The organism is Lacinutrix sp. 5H-3-7-4, assembly GCF_000211855.2.
GTDB lineage: Bacteria > Bacteroidota > Bacteroidia > Flavobacteriales > Flavobacteriaceae > Lacinutrix.
In genome coordinates, this window is the sequence record NC_015638.1 from 1,555,523 (window position 1) to 1,579,075 (window position 23,553).

General features: G+C 31.9%; 16 protein-coding genes. All 16 read left to right on the forward strand.

Annotation, left to right across the window (positions count from 1 at the left end; genetic code table 11):
• Positions 1-5: 5 nt before the first annotated feature.
• The 16 genes from LACAL_RS06865 (at position 6) to LACAL_RS06940 (ending at position 23,532) form a co-directional block, all read left to right on the forward strand.
• Positions 6-536: a DUF3341 domain-containing protein gene (locus tag LACAL_RS06865; RefSeq protein ID WP_013869993.1), complete on the forward strand. Its 531-nt coding sequence runs from the start codon at positions 6-8 to the stop codon at positions 534-536.
• A 9-nt stretch (positions 537-545) separates the two neighbouring features.
• Positions 546-1,103 (forward strand): cytochrome c, encoded by a 558-nt coding sequence (locus LACAL_RS06870; protein WP_013869994.1) that lies wholly within the window; start codon positions 546-548, stop codon positions 1,101-1,103.
• A gap of 21 nt (positions 1,104-1,124) precedes the next feature.
• A complete protein-coding gene (locus tag LACAL_RS06875; protein ID WP_013869995.1) occupies positions 1,125-2,504 on the forward strand; it encodes a hypothetical protein in 1,380 nt (459 codons plus the stop codon).
• Between the two features lie 30 nt (positions 2,505-2,534).
• Entirely contained in the window at positions 2,535-3,614 is a 1,080-nt protein-coding gene (locus LACAL_RS06880) for a cytochrome c oxidase subunit II (RefSeq protein ID WP_013869996.1), read from the forward strand.
• Between the two features lie 28 nt (positions 3,615-3,642).
• Positions 3,643-5,430: a cbb3-type cytochrome c oxidase subunit I gene (locus tag LACAL_RS06885; RefSeq protein WP_013869997.1), complete on the forward strand. Its 1,788-nt coding sequence runs from the start codon at positions 3,643-3,645 to the stop codon at positions 5,428-5,430.
• A gap of 195 nt (positions 5,431-5,625) precedes the next feature.
• The gene (gene ruvB, locus LACAL_RS06890) at positions 5,626-6,648 is read left to right on the forward strand and encodes a Holliday junction branch migration DNA helicase RuvB (RefSeq protein ID WP_013869998.1); all 1,023 of its coding nucleotides are present in this window, start codon (positions 5,626-5,628) and stop codon (positions 6,646-6,648) included.
• 24 nt (positions 6,649-6,672) lie between these two features.
• Positions 6,673-7,602 (forward strand): tRNA epoxyqueuosine(34) reductase QueG, encoded by a 930-nt coding sequence (gene queG / locus LACAL_RS06895; RefSeq protein WP_013869999.1) that lies wholly within the window; start codon positions 6,673-6,675, stop codon positions 7,600-7,602.
• A 4-nt stretch (positions 7,603-7,606) separates the two neighbouring features.
• Positions 7,607-8,065 (forward strand): hypothetical protein, encoded by a 459-nt coding sequence (locus LACAL_RS06900; protein WP_148256127.1) that lies wholly within the window; start codon positions 7,607-7,609, stop codon positions 8,063-8,065.
• 404 nt (positions 8,066-8,469) lie between these two features.
• The gene (locus LACAL_RS06905; protein ID WP_013870002.1) at positions 8,470-10,746 is read left to right on the forward strand and encodes an NADP-dependent malic enzyme; all 2,277 of its coding nucleotides are present in this window, start codon (positions 8,470-8,472) and stop codon (positions 10,744-10,746) included.
• A gap of 73 nt (positions 10,747-10,819) precedes the next feature.
• Positions 10,820-11,401 (forward strand): Holliday junction branch migration protein RuvA, encoded by a 582-nt coding sequence (ruvA, locus tag LACAL_RS06910; protein ID WP_013870003.1) that lies wholly within the window; start codon positions 10,820-10,822, stop codon positions 11,399-11,401.
• A gap of 6 nt (positions 11,402-11,407) precedes the next feature.
• Complete coding sequence (gene sprA, locus LACAL_RS06915) at positions 11,408-18,793, forward strand: cell surface protein SprA (RefSeq protein WP_013870004.1); 7,386 nt, start codon at positions 11,408-11,410, stop codon at positions 18,791-18,793.
• A 60-nt stretch (positions 18,794-18,853) separates the two neighbouring features.
• Positions 18,854-19,234, forward strand: a complete 381-nt coding sequence (gene gcvH, locus LACAL_RS06920) for a glycine cleavage system protein GcvH (protein WP_013870005.1) — start codon at positions 18,854-18,856, stop codon at positions 19,232-19,234.
• The gene (locus LACAL_RS06925; RefSeq protein ID WP_013870006.1) at positions 19,227-19,598 is read left to right on the forward strand and encodes a VanZ family protein; all 372 of its coding nucleotides are present in this window, start codon (positions 19,227-19,229) and stop codon (positions 19,596-19,598) included. Before gcvH ends, LACAL_RS06925 begins: the two co-directional genes overlap by 8 nt.
• A gap of 63 nt (positions 19,599-19,661) precedes the next feature.
• Positions 19,662-20,384 carry an energy transducer TonB gene (locus tag LACAL_RS06930; RefSeq protein WP_013870007.1) on the forward strand — a complete coding sequence of 241 codons (723 nt, stop codon included), beginning with the start codon at positions 19,662-19,664 and terminating at the stop codon, positions 20,382-20,384.
• 118 nt (positions 20,385-20,502) lie between these two features.
• Complete coding sequence (locus tag LACAL_RS06935; protein ID WP_013870008.1) at positions 20,503-21,303, forward strand: energy transducer TonB; 801 nt, start codon at positions 20,503-20,505, stop codon at positions 21,301-21,303.
• A gap of 120 nt (positions 21,304-21,423) precedes the next feature.
• Positions 21,424-23,532 carry an energy transducer TonB gene (locus LACAL_RS06940; protein ID WP_013870009.1) on the forward strand — a complete coding sequence of 703 codons (2,109 nt, stop codon included), beginning with the start codon at positions 21,424-21,426 and terminating at the stop codon, positions 23,530-23,532.
• Positions 23,533-23,553 lie beyond the last annotated feature (21 nt).

Sequence of the window (23,553 nt, forward strand, 5' to 3'; positions counted from 1 at the left end):
AGCATATGGAAACTTCAAAAGTAATTCACGCTATTTATAACGATGATGATGTTTTAATGGCAGCTGTAAAATCAGTAAAAGCAAAAAAACATCACATTGAAGAAATATATACGCCTTTTCCTGTTCACGGGCTAGACAAGGCTATGGGATTAGCGCCAACAAGAATAGCAATCGCATCATTTTTATACGGTTGTGTAGGTATAACAGTTGCCACTGTAATGATGAATTTTATCATGATTGAAGACTGGCCACAAAACATTGGTGGAAAACCAAGTTTTAGTTACTTAGAAAATATGCCTGCATTCGTTCCTATTATGTTCGAATTAACAGTATTCTTTGCAGCTCACTTAATGGTAATTACGTTTTACTTACGTAGTAGAATGTGGCCATTTAAAAAAGCCGAAAATCCAGATCCAAGAACAACAGATGATCATTTCTTAATGGAAATACCGGTTCACGGAAACGAAAAAGAATTGCACGATTTATTATCACAAACTGGTGCAGTGGAAATTAATATAATAGATAACGCGCATTAATTTTATACAATGAAGAGCATTATTAAAATATCAATATTAGCATTAGTAGTAGTGTCTATTGTAGCTTGTAAAAAAGATTCAAGACCTAATTACGAATACATGCCTAATATGTACGAGTCATTAGCTTACGAAACATATCAAGAATCTGATGCTTTTGCAAATGGTGTTGAAGCACAATTGCCAGCAGAAGGAACCATATCAAGAGGTTATACACCTTTTGATATAGAGAATACAACAGAAGGTTATAACCTAGCCAAAGATTCATTACAAATGAAACTTGATTCTACAAAAGTAGATTACGAAAAAGGAGGACCTTTATATGCAGTATACTGTGCAATTTGCCATGGTAATAAAGGTAACGGTCAAGGTAAACTTGTAAAAAGAGAAAAAATTCTTGGAGTACCTAGTTATGATGATGCTGGTAGAGCAATAACTGCAGGATCAGTTTATCATACAATATACTACGGTAAAAATACAATGGGTTCTTATGCAAACCAACTTAACGAAGAAGAGCGTTGGCAAGTTGTTGCGTATGTATTGAAATTGAAAGCAGAATTAGAAAAATAAGATTTAGTTAAAGATTATATAATGGAATACAAAATTTCAAATAGACTAAGATTAACTGCAATCATACTAATGGTCGTTGGAGCATTAGGTGTAGGTTATAGTTTTCTATCATCTCACGTAACATTTGAGGAAGTTGAAACAATGTTAGCAAACGAATCTCATCACGGAGATGGACATGGTGAAACTACTACAGATCATACTGTAAAAGAAACTCATGATATTGCAGAAGGAACTCACGATACTCATAAAACTGAAGCACATTCAGATAGTCATGATAGCGTAGATGAACACACAAAACATGTAAATCACGTAATGCATGCAATGCACAATAGACCATGGTCTGCATTTTATATTGCTGCATTTTTCTTTATGATGATATCATTAGGTGTATTAGCTTTTTATGCAATACAATATGCTGCACAAGCAGGTTGGTCTCCTTTATTATTAAGAGTAATGGAAGGTATTACAGCTTATCTACTTCCAGGAGCACTAATTGTATTATTAATAGCTGTTGCTTCTGGTACAATTGGACATTATAATATTTTCGTCTGGATGGATCCAGATGTTGTAGCTCATGATAAATTAATTCAAGGAAAAACAGGTTGGTTAAATACTTGGGGATTTGCAATTAGAGGTTTAGTATTTATTGCTGGATGGTCTCTATATAGATACTTTTCTAGAAAATTCTCTATCGCACAAGACAAAGCAAACGATAACAAGAACTTTAAAAAGACTTTTCGTATTTCAGCTGCATTTTTAGTATTCTTTATTTATACTGAATCAATGATGTCTTGGGATTGGATTATGAGTGTAGACCCACACTGGTTCTCTACATTATTCGGATGGTATGTATTTGCAGGTATGATGGTTTGCGGTGTTACTACTATAGCTTTAATAACACTTTACTTAAAAGGAAAAGGATTATTGCCAAAAGTTAATGATAGCCATTTACATGATTTAGCAAAATTCATGTTTGGATTTAGTATCTTCTGGACATATTTATGGTTCTCTCAATTTATGTTAATTTGGTATTCAAATATTCCAGAAGAAGTTACATATTTTGTAACCAGAATCGAAGATTATAAATTACCTTTCTTTGGAATGATTGCTATGAATTTCTTATTCCCATTATTACTATTAATGAACAGTGATTATAAGCGTATACCATGGTTTGTTGTAATGACAGGTGTAATGATATTAGCAGGTCATTATATAGATGTATTTAACATGATTATGCCAGCTACAGTTGGTGACCAATGGTATATTGGTATTCCAGAAATTTGTTCAATGTTATTCTTTGCAGGATTATTTATTTTTATTGTCTTTACAGCACTTACCAAAGCGCCATTAGAGCCAACAAGAAATCCTTTTGTAAAAGAAAGCGAACATTTCCATTATTAATAACACATTCAATAAAGAAGAACGACAACAATGACGGCTTTATTATCAATTTTAGTTTTAGTATTCATACTAGTTGCAATCTGGCAAATGGTTAAAATATTTGATTTAACTCAAACAGTTTCAGCTGGTGGAAATAATCAAATAGCAAACGATAAAGACAATAGAATTAATGGTTACTTAATGTTAGGTTTTTTAATCTTCATTTATGTAATTACTATTATGTGTTTTGCTATGTATGGAGATTTACCATTAATGTCCAACTCTGCTTCAGCTCATGGACCAGATATAGATAGCTTAATGATTATCTCTATGATAGTTATCTTTTTTGTACAAACTATAACACAGTTTTTACTTCACTACTTTGCATTTAAATACAAAGGAGAGAAAGGAAAAAAAGCTCTTTTTTATGCAGATAACAATAAATTAGAAGCAATTTGGACTATAATTCCTGTTATTGTATTAGCAGGATTAATTATAAAAGGTTTATTTACTTGGACTACAATAATGAATGTAAGTACAGAAAATGATCCTCTAGTAATAGAACTTTATGCTCAACAATTTAATTGGAAAGCACGTTATGCTGGTGAAGATAATGCTTTAGGTAAAGCTAATGTTAGATTAATTGATATTGACCGAGCTAATATATTAGGTGTAGATGAATCTGATCCTTACGCTCAAGATGATATTATTACAACTGAACTTCACTTGCCAGTTGGACGCCCAGTATTATTTAAAATGCGTTCTCAAGATGTTTTACACTCTGCGTATATGCCACATTTTAGAGCACAAATGAACTGTGTTCCTGGTATGATAACTCAATTTGGTTTCACACCTACTGTAACAACTGCAGATATGCGTGAAACACCAGAAATGATTGATAAAGTTTCAAACATTAATAAAATAAGAATTGAAAAAAGTAAAGCTTTAGTTGCCAAAGGAGAAGAAGGTTTAGAGCGTTACGAATTTGATTACCTATTATTATGTAACAAGATTTGTGGTACATCACACTACAACATGCAAATGAAAATAATAGTAGAAACTCAAGAAGAATATGATGCCTGGTTAAAAACCCAAAAAGTATTCAAAGATTCTCTAGTTGAAAATAATTAATTAAAAGGTTATAAAAGATATTTAGATTATGTCAGCACACGCAGATACTCACGACGCTCACGACGATCACCACCATAAAGAAACGTTTATTACTAAATATATATTTAGTCAGGATCATAAAATGATTGCCAAACAGTACCTTATTACAGGTACTATAATGGGAGTTATTGGTGTAATGATGTCTTTAATGATGCGTATGCAAATTGCATGGCCAGAAGAGCCAAATGTAATTTTTAAAGCATTATTAGGTAAATGGGCACCAGAAGGTGTTATGGATGCAGATATTTATTTGGCATTAGTAACTATCCATGGTACTATAATGGTCTTTTTTGTACTTACTGCAGGATTAAGTGGTACATTTAGTAATTTATTAATACCGTTGCAAATTGGAGCGCGTGATATGGCTTCAGGATTTTTAAATATGGTATCATACTGGTTATTCTTTATTTCTAGTGTAATAATGGTATTATCTTTCTTTGTCGAAGCAGGACCAGCCGCTGCAGGTTGGACAATATACCCACCGCTAAGTGCATTACCATTAGCTCAAGGAGGCTCTGGTGCAGGTATGACAATGTGGTTAGTTTCTATGGCTATATTTATTGCGTCATCTTTATTAGGATCTTTAAATTATGTAGTAACAGTAATAAATTTACGTACAAAAGGTATGTCTATGACTAGGTTACCTTTAACAATTTGGGCATTCTTTGTAACTGCTATAATTGGTATAATATCATTTCCAGTTTTATTATCTGCTGCATTATTACTAATTATGGATAGAAGTTTTGGTACATCATTCTTCTTGTCAGATATATTTATTCAAGGTGAAGTATTACATTACCAAGGTGGATCTCCAGTATTATTTGAACATTTATTTTGGTTTTTAGGACACCCAGAAGTTTATATTGTTTTATTACCAGCATTAGGTATAACTTCAGAAATTATAGCAACCAACTCACGTAAACCTATTTTTGGGTATCGTGCCATGGTAGCTTCAATTTTAGCAATTGCATTTTTATCTACAATTGTTTGGGGTCACCACATGTTTATTTCAGGTATGAATCCATTTTTAGGTTCAGTATTTACCTTTACAACATTACTTATTGCAATACCATCTGCTGTAAAAGCATTTAATTACATAACAACACTCTGGAAAGGAAACCTTCAAATGAATCCGGCAATGCTGTTTTCTATTGGTTTAGTTTCTACTTTCATTACAGGTGGATTAACAGGAATTATTTTAGGAGATAGTGCTTTAGATATTAATGTTCACGATACTTACTTCGTAGTAGCACACTTTCACTTAGTAATGGGTATCTCAGCACTTTACGGTATGTTTGCAGGTATTTATCATTGGTTCCCAAAAATGTTTGGGCGTATGTTAAATAAAAATTTAGGATATGTACACTTTTGGGTAACTGCAGTTTGTGCTTATGGTGTTTTCTTCCCAATGCACTTCATTGGTATGGCAGGTTTACCAAGAAGATACTATACAAATAGTAATTTTCCATTATTTGATGATTTACAAGATGTAAATGTTGTAATTACACTTTTCGCTTTAATTGGAGGAGTATTTCAAATAGTGTTTTTATATAACTTCTTTAGTAGTATGTTTTATGGAAAGAAGGCAACACAAAATCCATGGAGGTCAAATACTATGGAATGGACTACACCAGTAGAGCATATTCATGGTAACTGGCCAGGAGAAATCCCAGAAGTACACCGTTGGGCTTACGATTATAGTAAACCAGGTCACGATGTTGATTTTGTTTCTCAAATTGTTCCTCTTAAAGAAGGAGAAGAAGAGTTACAACACTAATAATAATTAAAATAAAATTTATATAAAAGCTTGTTCATTTTAACCGAACAAGCTTTTTTTACATCTAATAATTAAGTGATTTTTATTATTTTAAGTCCATTTTTTACTTAATATATTTTCAATCGCTTTTTCTTTATATTTGTTTTAGTTGATATTTCTTCCATTAATTAAGAAATATAATCTTTATATATACTTATGAACGAGAACTTAAATCCATCTAACGAAAACTTTTCACCCGAAGAATTTGATATCGAAAAAACATTGAGACCATTATCTTTTGATGATTTTACGGGTCAAGATAATGTTTTAGAAAACTTACAAGTTTTTGTTCAGGCAGCAAACCAAAGAGACGAAGCATTAGACCATACATTATTTCATGGACCTCCAGGTTTAGGTAAAACTACATTAGCTAATATATTAGCTAATGAACTTAATGTTGGTATTAAAATCACTTCCGGCCCAGTTTTAGATAAGCCAGGAGATTTAGCAGGACTGTTAACTAATCTAGACGATAGAGACGTTTTATTTATAGATGAAATTCATAGGTTAAGTCCTATTGTAGAAGAATATTTGTATTCTGCAATGGAAGACTTTAAAATAGATATCATGATAGAGTCTGGTCCTAACGCAAGAACAGTTCAAATAAATTTAAATCCCTTTACTTTAGTTGGAGCAACAACACGATCAGGTTTATTAACAGCGCCAATGCGTGCACGTTTTGGTATACAAAGTCGCCTACAATATTATTCAACCGATTTATTAAGTACCATTATACAACGAAGTGCACAAATTTTGAATGTACCAATATCTATGGAAGCAGCTATAGAAATAGCAGGTAGAAGTAGAGGAACACCAAGAATAGCAAATGCACTGTTAAGACGAGTGCGAGATTTTGCACAAATAAAAGGAAACGGAAGTATTGATATTGCAATAGCAAAATTTAGCTTAGAAGCATTAAATGTAGATGCTTATGGTTTAGATGAAATGGATAATAAAATACTTTCTACAATAATAGATAAATTTAAAGGAGGACCTGTTGGAATTACTACTATAGCAACCGCAGTTAGTGAAAGTACCGAAACAGTAGAAGAAGTTTACGAACCTTTTTTAATACAACAAGGCTTTATTATGCGAACACCTCGAGGAAGAGAAGTTACAGCATTAGCCTATGAGCATTTGGGTAAAATTAAAGGACCAACTCAAGGAGGTTTATTTTAACTTATAACAAAGCAAAAATCTTTAATGATAAACAATAAAGCTAAATACACAAACCTTATTAAAACCGAAGCCAAACGCCTCGGTTTTTTATCTTGTGGTATTAGCAAAGCCGAATTTTTAGAAGCAGAAGCACCACGTTTAGAAAACTGGCTAAATAATAATATGAATGGTGAAATGCGTTATATGGAAAACCATTTTGATAAACGCTTAGACCCAACAAAATTAGTAGAAGATTCTAAAAGTGTTATTTCTCTTTTACTAAATTACTACCCTGAAGAAACCCAAAAAGATTCTGAAGCTCCCAAGCTTTCAAAATATGCTTATGGTAACGATTATCATCATGTAATAAAATCTAAATTAAAAACACTTACACATTATATACAAGAAGAAATTGGGGAAGTAAGTGGTAGAGCTTTTGTAGACTCTGCACCAGTGTTAGATAAAGCTTGGGCAGCAAAATCTGGATTAGGCTGGATTGGTAAACATAGTAATTTATTAACCCAACAAGTAGGTTCTTTTTATTTTATAGCAGAACTAATAATAGATTTAGATTTAGAATACGATACTATAGTTTCAGACCATTGTGGAACTTGCACTGCATGCATAGACGCCTGTCCAACTCAAGCAATTGTAGAACCTTATGTGGTAGACGGTAGTAAATGTATAAGTTACTTTACAATAGAACTTAAAGACCAATTACCTAATGAGATGAAAGGTAAGTTTGATAGTTGGATGTTTGGTTGCGATGTTTGCCAGGATGTATGTCCTTGGAATAAATTTTCAAAAGCACATAATGAACCATTATTCAATCCGCATCCAGAACTGTTAGACATGACTAAAAAAGACTGGGAAGAAATTACAGAAGATGTATTTAAAAAAGTGTTTCAAAAGTCGGCAGTAAAACGAACTAAATTTTCTGGATTAACTCGAAACATTAAATTTTTAAATGAGTAGATTTATGAAACAATTAATGTTTGTTCTGGTTTTTATTATTGTTAGTTGTGCTTCCCAAAAGGATGAAGTTTATGTTGAAAAGATTTCTAAAGAGTTTATTAATAATGAATTTAAATATGATATTGATAACAAGGTTTACCTAGTAAATAAGAAGTTTTTATATAGTTACTCACTCATCCATAATGATAAATTAGTTGATTTAGATTTAAAGGCAATCAGGTTGACAATACAAGGTACAACTCTACCATTTTCTAAATTTGATCCAGACTATAATCAAACTGTAATAAAGTATGAATACTTAGATGAAAAAGGTAAGTTAATGTTTAGTGAAAGAACGGGATTAATAGAAAATAATAATAATATATGGATTCATCCGCCAAGACAAGGCGATGCAGGCATTTTACAGTTATCTGCATTTCCATACATTAAATTGAATAATAAAAAAAATGGATATGGAAATTAGATGCTGGATATCAGGATAATAAAAATATTCACTTAACACACACCTATAAGAAATTAAAATTAATTGATTATGAAACAGAATATGGAATATTAAAATGCACTCCTATTTTCGCAACATCAAATAGTAACATGGGAATTACAACTTCAAAATTTCTGTATAATGAGAAGTTAGGTTTTGTAAGATTAGAGTTTAATAATATTGATGGGACAACAATTATTTTGAATATTATAAATACAAACTAGCATTACAAAATGCAACAGTAAAAATTTTCTGGATTAACTCGAAACATGAATTTTTAAAATTAATATTTAGTTCCTTCAAACTTTTAAACTAAATCATTCAAAAAATTGTGAGTTTAAACGATTGAGTATTCTTAAATTTGCATGTTCTATAAAAACTAAATTATGAGCAAACAAAGCAAAAGAAGAGAAGCCTTAGTATATCATGCAAAGCCTACTCCAGGAAAGATAAAAGTTGTTCCTACAAAAAAATATGCATCGCAAAGAGATTTAGCTTTAGCCTATTCTCCAGGTGTTGCAGAGCCTTGTTTAGAAATTAAAAAAGACGTAAATAACGTATATAAATATACAGCTAAAGGCAATTTAGTTGCTGTAATATCTAATGGTACAGCCGTTTTAGGATTAGGAAATATTGGTCCAGAAGCCTCTAAGCCAGTTATGGAAGGTAAAGGTTTACTGTTTAAAATTTTTGCAGATATAGATGTTTTCGATATTGAAGTAGATACAGAAGATGTTGACGCTTTTATAGAAACTGTAAAAAATATAGCACCAACATTTGGAGGTATAAACCTTGAAGATATTAAAGCACCAGAAGCTTTTGAAATTGAAAAGCGTTTAAAAGAAGAGCTTGATATTCCTGTAATGCATGACGACCAGCATGGTACAGCCATAATCTCATCGGCTGCATTATTAAATGCTTTAGAAATAGCAGAAAAAGATATAAAAACAGTAAAAGTTGTAGTATCTGGAGCAGGGTCTGCTGCAATGGCTTGTGTAAATTTATATGTTGCTTTAGGTGTTAAACCAGAAAACATAACAATGTTTGATAGTGAAGGCGTATTACATAAAGACAGGACAGATTTACTTGATAGCCAAATAAAATATGCAACAACTATTAAATACAATAGTTTAGCAGAAGCAATGGTAAATAGCGATGTGTTTTTAGGACTTTCTGTTGGTAATTTGGTGTCTCAAGACATGTTAAAAACCATGGCAAAAAATCCTATTGTTTTTGCAATGGCAAATCCAGATCCAGAAATTAGTTACGAACTAGCAATAGATACTAGGGATGATATAATTATGGCCACTGGCCGAAGCGATCACCCTAACCAAGTAAATAATGTATTAGGATTTCCGTTTATATTTCGTGGAGCATTAGATGTACGTGCCACAAAAATTAACGAAGAAATGAAAATGGCGGCAGTAAAAGCATTAGCTAAATTAGCTAAAGAATCTGTGCCAGAACAAGTAAATATTGCTTATAACGAAACAAGGTTAACTTTTGGTAAAGACTATATTATACCAAAACCTTTTGATCCAAGATTAATTGCCGAAGTTCCTCCTGCAGTAGCGAAAGCAGCTATGGATAGTGGTGTTGCAAAAGAACCAATTGTAGATTGGGATAAGTATAGAGATTCTTTATTAGAACGTTTAGGGTCAGACAATAAAATTGTAAGGTTATTATTAAATAGAGCAAGAACAAATCCAAAACGTGTTGTTTATGCAGAAGCAGACCATATAGATGTTTTAAAAGCAGCGCAAATTGTTCATGATGAAGGTATTGCAATTCCTATTTTATTAGGAAGAAAAGAGCAAATTGAAAAGCTAAAAGAAGAAATTGAATTTTTTGCAGATGTTCCTATAATAGACCCAAAATCAGATGAGCAAGTAGAGCAAAAAAATAAATATGCACAAGTATATTGGGAGCAAAGAAAACGTCGTGGAGTTACATTATTAGAAGCTCAAAAATTAATGCGTGAACGTAACTACTTTGCTGCAATGATGGTAAATGAAGGTGATGCCGATGCTTTAATATCTGGTTACTCACGTAGTTATCCACAAGTTGTAAAACCAATGTTAGAGCTTATTGGGCTTGCACCAGGATCTACAAGAATTGCAACAACAAACGTTATGATGACCGAGCGTGGACCAATGTTTTTAAGTGATACTTCAATAAATATTAATCCTTCGGCTAAGGATTTAATTAAAATTGCACAAATGACTTCTGGTGTTGTAAAAATGTTTGGTATGACGCCAGTTATGGCAATGACAAGCTATTCAAATTTTGGTTCATCTAAAGATCAAACTGCAACAAAAGTGCGTGAAGCTGTTTCTTATTTACATAGAAGACATCCAGATTTACTGGTTGATGGAGAATTACAAACAGATTTTGCATTAAATAGTAAGATGCTTCAAGACATTTTTCCGTTTTCAAAATTATCTGGGCACAAAGTGAATACATTAATATTTCCAAACTTAGAATCTGCAAATATTACTTATAAGCTTTTAAAAGAATTAAATAAAGCAGAATCTATAGGTCCAATAATGATGGGATTACGTAAACCAGTCCATATTCTTCAACTTGATGCAAGTGTAGACGAGATTGTAAACATGACTGCTATTGCTGTAATTGACGCCCAACACAAAGGAAAACAATCTTAAATTCCCCCTTTTTTTAACACAATTTTAAGTCCAATAATTTTCTTACATTTGAATGCTTAAGAAGAAATTGTAGATGATCACACATATAAAGGGAAAAATGGTGGAAAAAAATCCAACAGATGTTGTAATAGACTGCAACGGTGTTGGATATTTATTAAATATTTCATTAAATACTTTTTCCCAAATCCCAGACCAAGAAAGCATTCATTTATTTACTCATTTGCAGGTTAAAGAAGACGCCCATAGTCTATATGGCTTCTTTACAAAAGGCGAACGTGAGGTTTTTAGATTACTAATTTCGGTTAGTGGTATTGGTACAAATACTGCTAGAACCATGCTGTCTTCATTAACACCTAAGCAAATTCGAGAAGGTATTGCTACTGCAGATGTTGCTTTAATACAATCTATTAAAGGTATTGGAGCAAAAACTGCCCAACGTGTTATTTTAGATTTAAAAGACAAAATTCTTAAAATTTACGATATAGACGAAGTTTCTGTTAATAGAAACAATACCAACAAAGATGAAGCGTTATCTGCTTTAGAAGTTCTTGGTTTTGCCAAGAAACAAGCAGAACGAGTGGTCGACAAAATTGTTGTAGCTCAGCCAGAAGCTTCGGTAGAAGCCATAATTAAACTAGCTTTAAAAAATTTATAGTAGATTTTGAATACAACTAACCTATACTTTCACAAATCGATTAAACATAATATAGTTTTAATATTAGCAATGCTGATATCGGTATTTGCTTTTGCGCAAGATCCAGATCCTACTGTAGCTTCAGATTCTACTAAAACTGGATTTAGTATGGGTAATATTGTAATGCCAAATCCAAGCAGTGTTGAATCTAAATATACTTACGACCCAATTACAGATCGTTATGTTTATACAGAGAAAGTTGGAAGTTTTGATATTAAATACCCGTTAATTCTAACTCCTAAAGAGTACCAAGATTTAGTTTTTGCTGAAAATTTAAAAAGTTACTATAAAGACAAAATAGATGCTTTAGATCCTAATAAAGAAACCAGCGAAGACCAAAAAAAGAATTTGTTGCCAGAGTTCTACGTAAATTCAGGTTTTTTTGAAAGTATCTTTGGAGGTAATACTATAGAAGTAGTACCACAAGGTTCTTTAGAAATGGATTTAGGTGTGTTGTACACAAAACAAGAAAACCCATCTTTTTCGCCTAGAAACCAAAGTAATTTCACGTTTGATTTTGACCAGCGTATAAGCCTAAGTTTATTAGGTAAGGTAGGAACAAGGTTACAAGTAACAGCAAATTATGATACCGAAGCAACTTTCGATTTTCAGCAATTAGTAAAGCTAGAATACACACCAACCGAAGATGATATTATTCAAAAAATAGAAGTTGGTAATGTAAGTATGCCACTTAATAGCTCTTTAATTTCAGGAGCACAAAGTTTATTTGGGGTTAAAACTCAACTTCAGTTTGGTAAAACCACAATTACAGGAGTGTTTTCAGAACAAAAATCAGATACAAGATCTGTTGTAGCGCAAGGTGGAGGAACTTTAGATGAATTCGATTTCTTTATTCGTGATTACGACGAAAACCGTCACTTTTTCTTGGCACAATATTTTAGAGATACGTATAACAAAGCCTTAGAGCGTTATCCATTTATAGATAATCGTGGTTTACAAATTACAAGAGCCGAAGTTTGGATAACAAACAGAAGTAACCGTACAGAAAATGTAAGAAATATAGTAGCATTACAAGATTTAGGAGAATCTGGAACTATAGGTAATCCTGGTGTAGCAGTAACTGCTGGACCAGATGCGTTTCCAAGCAATCAAAACAACCGTTTAGACCCAACAAATATTGGCGGTGCTGGTTCGCAACTAACACAAGCAATTAGAGAAACAGCAACAGTAGAGCAAGGTATTTTAGTGCCAAATTTTAATGAAGGTTTCGATTATGCTAAACTTGAAAATACACGAAAATTAATTGAAGGTCAGGAATATGTAATAAACACACAATTAGGTTATATATCTTTAAATCAAAGATTGAATAATGATGAAGTATTAGCAGTAGCCTTTCAATATACAGTAGGTGGTCAAGTATACCAAGTTGGTGAATTTGCAAATGACGGTTTAGAAGCAACAGATATACAAAACGGAACAAACGCCCAAGGAGAACAAACAACTGTAGTAACAAACAATAACCTCGTATTAAAATTATTAAAAAGTAGTATTACCAGTGTTTCTCAACCTATATGGGATTTAATGATGAAAAACATTTATGATACAGGAGCATACCAATTATCGCAAGAAGATTTTAAATTAAATATATTTTATAACGAAGCAACACCATTAAACTATATAAATCCTGTTGAAGGCGAACCGTTTCCTTTATTTGATATTGAAAATACTCCGACAAACACAAATGACGATGTAGTAATTAACGAAACAACACTATTACGTTTATTTAATTTAGATAGACTGAATTTTAATAACGATCCTCAAACTAACGGAGATGGTTTTTTCGATTTTGTTTCAGGAGTAACGGTCATTCCAGAAAACGGAAAAGTTGTATTTACAAAAGTTGAACCATTTGGACGTTATTTATTTGATGTTTTAGATAATGATGGTAACGATGCTAATAACGATTTAGATTATGAAGCAGATACGTATAACAATGCTAACCAAGAAAAATACGTTTACGATTTATTATATAAAGCAACTAAAACTGCAGCTCTAGATGAAATACAGAAAAATAAATTTCAAATAAAAGGACGTTATAAATCTCAAGGAGGCGAAGGTATACCAATAGGAGGTTTTAATATTCCGCAAGGTTCTGTAAAGGTAACTGCTGGAGGTCGTGTTTTAGTGGAAGGTGTAGATTATACAGTAAACTATCAACTAGGACGTGTACAAATTTTAGATGAAGCTTTAAAAGCATCAAACACACCAATACAAGTAACAACCGAGAATAATTCTATATTCGGCCAGCAAACAAAACGTTTTACAGGATTAAACGTACAACATCAATTTAACGAGAACTTTGTAATTGGCGGTACTTTTGTTAATTTAAATGAAAGACCTATCACCCAAAAAGCAAATTATAATAATGAGCCAATTAATAATACGATACTTGGTTTTAATGGTAACTATTCTACCGAAGTGCCATTCTTTACAAGATTAGTTAATAAATTACCAAACATAGATACAGATGCACCGTCAAATCTTTCTGTAAGAGGTGAATTTGCTTATTTATTACCAGGAGCACCAAAAGGCACTGACTTTAATGGAGAAGCAACAGCATATATAGACGATTTTGAAGGTACCCAGAATGGAATAGATTTAAAATCTCCTCAAGCTTGGCGCATTTCAAGTAGACCGTTAAACCTTGGTAGAAGTTACCCTCAAACTGGCCGAGATGAAGATGCAAAAGGACTCCAAAATAGTTATGATAGAGCTTTATTAAACTGGTACACTATAGACCCTATTTTTTACAGCGGACAACGACCAAGCGAAATAAATGATGATGACGTATCGGGATTATATACATCAAGAGTTTTTGTACAAGAGTTATTTCCGCAGCAGGATATAGCACAAGGTCAAACAACAGTATTAAATACATTAGATTTAACATATTACCCAGAAGAGCGTGGACCATATAATTTTAATGGCGAAAACTTAGAACCAGATGGCAATACTATTACCAATCCAGAGCAAAGCTGGGCTGGTATTACAAGACAAATAACGTCTACAGATTTTGAACAGGCTAATGTAGAATATATAGAATTTTGGTTACAAGATCCATTTCAGGAAAACCCATTAAATCCAGGAGGTACATTAGTATTTAACCTAGGAAGCATATCAGAAGATGTTTTAAAAGATGGAAAAAAACAGTATGAAAATGGTTTGCCAGAAGATGGAAACGTCTCTATGATTACAAATCCAGACATCACACCATATGCAGTACCACAAAATCAGGCATTAATTTATGCTTTCGATACTCAAGGTCAAGAACGCACAAACCAAGATGTTGGTTATGATGGTTATGATGATATAGAAGAAGCAAATATTGTAGATGAAACAGTTTCTGGAGCACAACCTATAGCAATTCCTGGTTTTGTTGCAGCTTTACCAGATCCATCGGCAGATAACTACTCATATTATTTAAGTGAAGAAGGAAACCTTTTAGAGCGTTACAAAAAATATAACGGTGTAGATGGTAACTCTCCAGATACATTTAGCGACACAAATCGTGGTTCAACAACACAACCAGACGTTGAAGATATTAACCGTGATAATACTATGAATACTATAGATAGTTATTTCCAGTATAATCTAGATTTAACTCGTGCTAATTTACCAGAAAATAGCTTAGATGAAATAACACCTACAAATCCAATAGGAGAGTTTATTGTAGATCTAAAAAATGTACAGCGTGTTTTACCAAATGGAGAAACAGCAAGTGTACGTTGGTATCAGTTTAGAGTACCTGTTAATGTGCCACTAGCAACGTTCGATGATCCTACAATACCACAATATAGTAGAGAAAATGAAATTACAGATTTTAGATCTATACGTTTTACACGTATGTTTTTAGAAGGTTTTGAGGAGCAAACAACCTTACGTTTTGGAACCTTAGAGTTAGTACGTAGTGATTGGAGGCGCTATCAATTAGCCTTAGATGGAGGACCAACACCACCAACATTTGGTGATACAGATTTTACGGTAGGAGCAGTGAGTACACAAGAAAACGATGGCAGTTATGCGTCACCTCCGGGAATAGAACCAGAACGTTTAAATAATAATAACTCCATTATTGACCAAAATGAGCAAGCATTAGTTGTAAATGTTTGCGATTTACCAGCTAAAGAGTCTAGAGCAGTTTATAAAAATATAAGTGTAGACATGCGTCAATACGAACGTATTAGAATGTTTATGCATGCAGAAGAAGGCGATATACCAGGGCTTGCAGATGAAGATTTAGTAGGTTTTATTCGTTTAGGAAACGATTTAACACAAAACTACTATCAAATAGAAGTGCCATTACAGGTGTCTACTGGTTTAACATCAGAAGCTTTATGGCCTGCAGCTAATGAGATAAATTTAAATTTAGAAGTCCTTCAAAAAATAAAATCACTAGGTATATCTAATATGTCGCTTTCCAACACATCTGCTACATATTACGATGTAGTAAATGGAGAACCAGTTGCGTTACCATCTGGAGTTTCAGAATTTGAAGGCTATGTAACAGGTCAACACCGTGTGGCAATTAAAGGTAACCCTAATTTTGGTGCAGTAAGAACATTAATGGTAGGTATAAAAAATGCTAGAGGATTTGACGTTTGTGGAGAAGTTTGGTTTAATGAGCTACGTTTATCCGGTTTAGATAACGAAGGTGGTTGGGCTGCAATTATGAGTGTAGATACTAATCTGGCCGATTTTATGAATGTTAGTGCAACAGGAAGAATGAGTACTGCAGGATTTGGTTCTGTAGATCAAGGTCCACAAGAAAGAAGCCGTGAAGATGTAAAACAATATGATGTTGTGACCAATGTAAATGTTGGTCAATTATTACCTAAAAAATGGGGATTACAAATTCCTTTTAATTATGGGCAATCTGAAGAGTTAATTACACCAGAGTACGACCAACAATACAAAGATATTAAGCTTCAAACACGTTTAGATGCAGCCGAGACTAATGAAGAAAGAGAAACCATTAAAGAACAATCTGAAGATTTTACTAAACGACAAAGTATTAATTTTATTGGTGTTAGAAAGGTTAGGACAGGAGATTCTAAACCAAGATTTTACGATGTAGAAAACCTAACACTTAACTATTCTTTTAACAAAGTAGATCATAGAGATTTTGAAATAGAAAGATCTGTCGATAAATTAGTAAGAACAGGTGTTAACTATGCTTATAATTTCGAACCTAAAGTTATAGAACCATTTAAAGCTAATGATTCTTTATTTACAAATAAATATTGGAAAATCTTAAAAGATTTTAATATTAACCTATTGCCTACTAGCTTAACGGTAAATACCGATTATAATAGGCAGTTTAATAGACAGCGATTTAGAGAAGTAGAGTTAGGAGGAGATAATATAGGTCTAGAAGAATTATTTAGAAGGAACTATACATTCGATTTTCAAACAAATATTAATTGGAGTTTAACCAAAGCATTATCATTTAATTTTGCATTAGCAAATAATAATATTGTTAGAAATTATTTTAAAGATAATATTATAAATGGAGAGCAAGACGGAACATTGGACGTTTGGGATGGGTTTTTTGATATAGGAGATCCAAATAGACGTTCTCAATTAATTGGAGTTAACTATGAAATTCCTTTAAATAAAATACCAGCTTTAAGCTTCTTAAAAGCATCATACGCATACTCAGGTCAATTTCAATGGCAAAAAGGTTCAGACTTATATGGAAATCTACCTATAGACACTTATGATGATCAAGGTAATGTTATCGCTACAAATACATACGATCTAGGAAATACCATTTCTAATGGTAATTCTCATAACATAAATTCAACATTAGACATGAATAAGCTATACAAATATTTAGGTATAGCTAAAAAAAGAAATACAAGGTCTAATGGTAAAGTAAGTAGAGTAAAACGAGGTACACCACCAGGATCAAATAATAATAAATCTGCGCAACAACCAAAAAAGAAAAGAAACGGTTTAGCAAATTTTGGTATAGGAATTCTAACGAGTGTTAAGAGAATTCAAGCTAATTATTCAGAAAATAACGGAACTTATTTGCCTGGATATTTAGATACACCAGGATTTATTGGTACATCTAAACCAACATTAGGTTACACCTTTGGTAGTCAAAGCGATGTTAGACAAAGAGCAGCAAGAAATGGATGGTTAACGGCATTCCCAGATTTTAACGAACAATACACCAAAACACAAACAAGACAATTAGATTTATCGGCAAACCTAGAACCAATTAATGATTTAAAAATAGATTTAGTAGGGTTTAGAACCTATGCAGAAAATTATGCCGAAAACTATAGAGTTGAAAATAACGAGTACATTTCTTTAACTCCAAATACGTTTGGAAATTTTAGAATTTCATCTTTTACATTACCAACAGCATTTGGAAAAAGTGATGAAAATCAATCTCAGGCTTTTGATGATTTTAGAGAAAACAGACTTGTAATAGCTCAGCGTTTGGCACAAGAAAGAGGTATAGATATTAATGACCCTAATAATTTAGATGCAGAAGGTTACCCATTAGGATTTAGTAAAACAAGCCAAGCAGTATTGTTGCCAGCCTTTGTAAGCGCATATACAGGACAACAAGCAAACAAAACAAAATTAGGAGCTTTACGTAATATACCAATACCAAACTGGGATATTAAATATACAGGATTAATGAAGTTAGGTTGGTTTAAAAAACGCTTTAAACGTTTCTCTTTATCTCATGGCTACAGGTCAGACTATAGTGTAGGTCAGTTTAGAACTAATTTAGATTATAATGATATAGATTATAATTTAGCCTACCAGTCACAGCCTACCGAATCTTTAGATCAAGCAGGAAATTACAAAAATGAAGAAATATACAGTAACGTAAATTTAACCGAGTTATTTAGCCCGTTAATTAGAGTTGATATGGAGATGAAAAACTCTGTAAAAATTTTAGCCGAAATTAGAAAAGACAGATTATTATCTTTAAGTTTCGATAATAATTTGATGACAGAAATACAAGGTAAAGAGTACACCTTAGGTTTGGGATATAGATTTAAAGATGTAAGAATAAAATCAAAGTTAGCAGGCCCAAAACAATCTATAGTTAGTGACTTGGTAATGGAAGCAAATCTATCCCTAAGAGATAATAAAACAATAATTAGATATTTAGATTTAGAGAATAACCAAATAACCAATGGTCAAACCATTTATGGTTTAAAATACAATGCTAACTATTCTTTTAGTAAAAACCTAACAGGTATTTTTTACTTCGATTATACATTTTCAGAATATGCAATTTCAACAGCATTCCCACAAACAACAATACGTTCAGGAATTACTTTAAGATATAATTTTGGTAACTAAAATTTCTGTTTGAAAACCCATACCTTTTAAATACATTTGTAAAAAATAAAAAACAACACAATGAATATTCCAGCAGAATTAAAATATACAAAAGATCACGAATGGGTAAAAATTGATGGCGACATTGTAACCGTTGGTATTACAGATTTCGCGCAAAGCGAATTAGGAGATATTGTATATGTAGAAGTAGAAACATTAGATGAAACTTTAGATGTAGAAGAAGTTTTTGGAACTGTTGAAGCAGTAAAAACAGTTTCAGATTTATTTTTACCTGTATCTGGTGAAATTATAGAGTTTAACGAGTTGTTAGAAGACGAACCAGAAAAAGTAAATTCAGATCCTTACGGAGAAGGTTGGATGGTTAAAATTAAATGTACAAACACATCAGAGTTTGATAATCTTTTATCAGCAGACGATTACAAAGCTATTATTGGTGCTTAAAAAGTATAGCCTAATAATAAGTATAGTTTACAGTTTATTATTAGCAGCTTTAAGCCTATTAAAAATTAATGCAGCCACTGCAGAGCTACCAACAAATTCAGATAAAATATTCCATACAATAGCATATTTTATTTTTACTGTATTATGGTATTTTGCACTTAGAACACACGGCATATTAAAAGCAAAGTCAATAATCTTTGCTTTTTTAAGCTCTGCGTTGTTTGGTATACTAATAGAAATATTACAAGGAACATTAACAGAAAATAGACAAAGTGATGTTAACGACATCATTGCGAATATAATAGGCACGCTTATTGCAGTCATTTTAATAATGAGTAAAAAAAGTAAAATTAAAAAACAATAATACTTTGCTTTTTTGAGAAATAAATAGTTATTTTAGCAGTCAGGACAAACAATTTTTAAATATATGGAACCTAAAAAGAACCCAAAATCAAACGTAGGGAGAAATAGTTCTCTTTATTTTGCAGTTGGTATGGTGCTTATGTTATCGTTAACATATTTCGCTATCAACTACAAAACGTATGATGACAGAGTTGTAGAGCAAACCGCACTAGATGTGGATGAAGAATTGGATGAAGAAATTCCAATTACAAATCAAGCGCCGCCACCGCCGCCACCGCCGCCGCCACCGCCACCAGCACCAGAAGTTATTGATGTTGTTGAAGATGAAGTGGAAATAGAAGAAACAGTAATTGAATCTACAGAAACAACTCAAGAAGAAGAAATTGTTGAAGTTGAAGAAGTAGAAGTAGAAGAAATAGAAGAAGATGTAGAAGTTTCTTTCGCAGTTATTGAAAACGTTCCAATTTTTCCTGGATGTGAAAAAGGAAGTAACGCAGAAAAGAAAAAATGTATGTCTACTAAAATCAACAAATTAGTTGGTAGAAAATTTGATACCGAGTTAGGTAGTGAATTAGGATTAAGTGGAAGACAAAAAATTAATGTGTTCTTTACTATTGATAAAACAGGAAACATTACTAATGTAAGAACTCGTGCGCCACACCCACAATTAGAAAAAGAAGCTAAGCGTGTAGTTGGTTTAATACCACAAATGAAACCAGGTAAGCAAAGAGGAAAGCCAGTAAAAGTAACATTCTTTTTACCAATAACATTTAACGTTCAAGACTAAAAAAACAGTCCTTTTTAAAGTATATATAAAATCCCGTTACAATTAAGTAACGGGATTTTTGTTTTTGGTACGCTTATTGTGATTTTATCAAAACATTAACATATAAACTTTAATTATTATGAACAAATTAAACAAGAGTCAAAAAATCGTTCGCCAAAACGATAAGACTTTAAAAAAATCTCAAAAGCATGAAGTAAACCTTCAAAAAAACTCTACGCTTTATTTTCAAATTGGTTTAATACTATGCTTGTTAGCAAGCTATGCAGCTTTAGAAGCTAATTTTGCTATAACAAATGAAAGCTATGTATATAATGAACCGTTAGATGATGAGTTGTACGATATGGTTCCTGAAAGTTTTGTAATTGAGAAAAAAGTAGAAGAAAAAAAACAACCAGTATTTAAAAAACCAAAAGAACCAAGACAATTTGAAGTTGTTGATAACGATACAAAAATTGAAAAAGCTGTTGAAGAGATTGTAACTATAGAGCAACCTACTAAACCAACAAAAGTAATTGATCCGGATAGTTTAAAACCAGATGATGATCCTAGAGAAGACGAAACTTATTCTATTTTAGCTGTTCAAAAAGTACCTGTTTACCCAGGTTGTGAAAGAGCAAAAAACAATACAGAACGAAGAGCATGTATGTCTCAAAAATTAGGTAAACTAATACAAAGAAAATTTGATACAGGACTAGGAAGTGATTTAGGCCTTAACGGAAGACAAAAAATTTATGTGAATTTCAAAATTAATAAGCAAGGTAACGTAGAGATTCAAAAAATTAGAAGTCCACATCAAAAATTAGATAAAGAAGCAAAAAGGGTAGTAAGTAAAATACCAAAAATGCAACCTGGAAAAAATAATGATAGAGCAGTTGAGGTATCATATAATCTTCCAATTATTTTTGATGTTAAAAATTAATATTTAAATATAAAATATTAAAATCCCACTCTATAGTGGGATTTTTTATTTCTAGCTTCTTCAAAAGGAGAAAAATAAAAAACTGTATCTTTCGAAAAAAAATTAACCTTTATTAATGTCATGAAGCATTGCTTTTACATTTTATTTTTCTGTATATCAAATCTTCTTATAGCACAAGACATCACAAATGAAATGCCACCTGTTTTTGCTGAATGTGAATCTAAAACTTTTGAGAGTTTGCAAAAGTGTTTTGATAATGAAGTATTTAATATATTATATAGTAATTATAAAGTACCAGAAAGTTTAGTTAAAGATGGTTATAAGGGAGAAGTAGTAATTCTTTTTGAAGTTGATACATCAGGTGTATTTAGAGTTATGTATGTTGATGCTATAAATAAAGCACTTAAAACCGAAGCAAAGCGAGTAGTAAAATTGTTTCCAAAAATTAAACCCGCAACGTATAATGGTAATCCTACTTATAAGCAATACTCAATAGCTTTAAAAGTACCTTTAAAAAATCAAACTATAACAACTCAAGATTTAGCTAATAAAGAAAATGTTAATGAGCTAACAGCATTAGAGCTAAAAGCAAAAGCAGAGTTTGATAGTGTAAAAGCTACTATAGTACCATATACCAATAAAGCATTTAAAAGTCAATTAAATATACCGTTTACACATGCAGATTATTCACGGTTTGATAGAGCAATAAATTTAATAGGAACAAATAGTCATACAGCAGCAAAACCTTTTGTTTATAACGATGTGTCAAATTACCATGATTTTGAAGCTGAAAAAATTGCACTATTAAAAGAAAAAACCTCTTGGACAGGAAGAAAATTATGGAACGAACATTTGGCAAGAGTACAAAGCGAAGATTATTGGTTTGTTATAGATCCAATATTTGATTTAGAATTAGGAAAAGATACCGATGCAGATTTTGGAACCACTTATAATAATACACGAGGAGTGAATATACAAGGAGGTTTGGGAGATAACTTTAGTTTCTCTGCACAAGTTTACGAAAGTCAAGGTCGTTTTCCTCAATATTATAATAATTATGCAGAGAGTTTAGCACCAGCAGATAACTCTCCAGCTGTAATCCCTGGACGAGGTATAGCTAAAAGATTTAAAACAGATGCTTACGATTATCCAGTAGCTGAAGCATATTTAAGTTATACACCAGCAAAATTTATAAATATCCAGTTGGGTCATGGTAAAAATTTTATTGGAGACGGTTACCGTTCTTTATTACAAAGTGATGTAGCAAGTCCTTATCCTTTTTTTAAATTAAATACTAAATTTTGGAAAATAAAATACACTAATACCTATACCTTTTTAAAAGATGTTAGACCAGAAGTTTTAGGAGAAGATGGTGCTTTTTTATCTAAATACATTGCAAATCATTATTTAAGCTGGAATGTAAACAAACGATTAAATATTGGTTTTTTTGAGTCTGTAATATGGGCTAATACAAACGATAGAGGATTTGATTTTAGTTATTTAAACCCTATAATTTTTTATCGTTCAATAGAGTTTTCAACTGGTCAAGATGCAGGAAATGCTATAATTGGTTTTTCAGGTAAATATAAATGGAGTGATAATTTTAATATGTATAGCCAATTTATAATAGATGAATTTTCTTTAAGTGATGTTAAAGCCGGAAACAAAAGTTGGAAAAATAAATTTGGATATCAAATTGGTGCTAAATATTACAATGCTTTTAAAGTTAAAAATTTAAATCTACAATTAGAATATAATCAAGTTAGGCCATATGTGTACTCACATAATACAATTAGATTAAATTATGCACATAATAACCAACCTATGGCGCATCTTTGGGGATCAAACTTTAGAGAGTTAGTAGCAATAGGGCGATATAGAAAAGGGAGATGGTTTGGAGAAGCGAAATTTATAATTGGAGAGCGCGGTTTTGATTTTAATAATGATACCAATAACTTTAATTATGGAGGAGATATATTTAGAGATGAGCGCGATCGACCTTTTGATACAGGAGTAGAAATAGGTCAAGGATTAAATATAACTTCAATAAATGCAAGTATTCAAGGTGGTTATTTAGTGAATCCAGCTTCAAATCTAAAATTATTTGCAAACATAAATTATAGAAATTTTAATCCGGAGGCAACCGGAGAAGAATCATTAAAAAACAGTTCGGTATGGTTTAATTTAGGATTACGAACAGATTTGTTTAATTGGTATTTTGATTATTAAAAAATATAAGTGACTTTTTAA

What these genes read in the sequence shown, in the direction of transcription:
- LACAL_RS06900 (WP_148256127.1), top strand. Translation starts at nt 7,607, where the DNA reads ATGAAACAATTAATGTTTGTTCTGGTTTTTATTATTGTTAGTTGTGCT.
- LACAL_RS06885 (WP_013869997.1), top strand. Translation starts at nt 3,643, where the DNA reads ATGTCAGCACACGCAGATACTCACGACGCTCACGACGATCACCACCAT.
- LACAL_RS06865 (WP_013869993.1), top strand. Translation starts at nt 6, where the DNA reads ATGGAAACTTCAAAAGTAATTCACGCTATTTATAACGATGATGATGTT.
- LACAL_RS06935 (WP_013870008.1), top strand. Translation starts at nt 20,503, where the DNA reads ATGAACAAATTAAACAAGAGTCAAAAAATCGTTCGCCAAAACGATAAG.
- LACAL_RS06905 (WP_013870002.1), top strand. Translation starts at nt 8,470, where the DNA reads ATGAGCAAACAAAGCAAAAGAAGAGAAGCCTTAGTATATCATGCAAAG.
- LACAL_RS06940 (WP_013870009.1), top strand. Translation starts at nt 21,424, where the DNA reads ATGAAGCATTGCTTTTACATTTTATTTTTCTGTATATCAAATCTTCTT.
- ruvA (WP_013870003.1), top strand. Translation starts at nt 10,820, where the DNA reads ATGATCACACATATAAAGGGAAAAATGGTGGAAAAAAATCCAACAGAT.
- LACAL_RS06930 (WP_013870007.1), top strand. Translation starts at nt 19,662, where the DNA reads ATGGAACCTAAAAAGAACCCAAAATCAAACGTAGGGAGAAATAGTTCT.
- ruvB (WP_013869998.1), top strand. Translation starts at nt 5,626, where the DNA reads ATGAACGAGAACTTAAATCCATCTAACGAAAACTTTTCACCCGAAGAA.
- LACAL_RS06870 (WP_013869994.1), top strand. Translation starts at nt 546, where the DNA reads ATGAAGAGCATTATTAAAATATCAATATTAGCATTAGTAGTAGTGTCT.
- LACAL_RS06875 (WP_013869995.1), top strand. Translation starts at nt 1,125, where the DNA reads ATGGAATACAAAATTTCAAATAGACTAAGATTAACTGCAATCATACTA.
- LACAL_RS06880 (WP_013869996.1), top strand. Translation starts at nt 2,535, where the DNA reads ATGACGGCTTTATTATCAATTTTAGTTTTAGTATTCATACTAGTTGCA.
- queG (WP_013869999.1), top strand. Translation starts at nt 6,673, where the DNA reads ATGATAAACAATAAAGCTAAATACACAAACCTTATTAAAACCGAAGCC.
- gcvH (WP_013870005.1), top strand. Translation starts at nt 18,854, where the DNA reads ATGAATATTCCAGCAGAATTAAAATATACAAAAGATCACGAATGGGTA.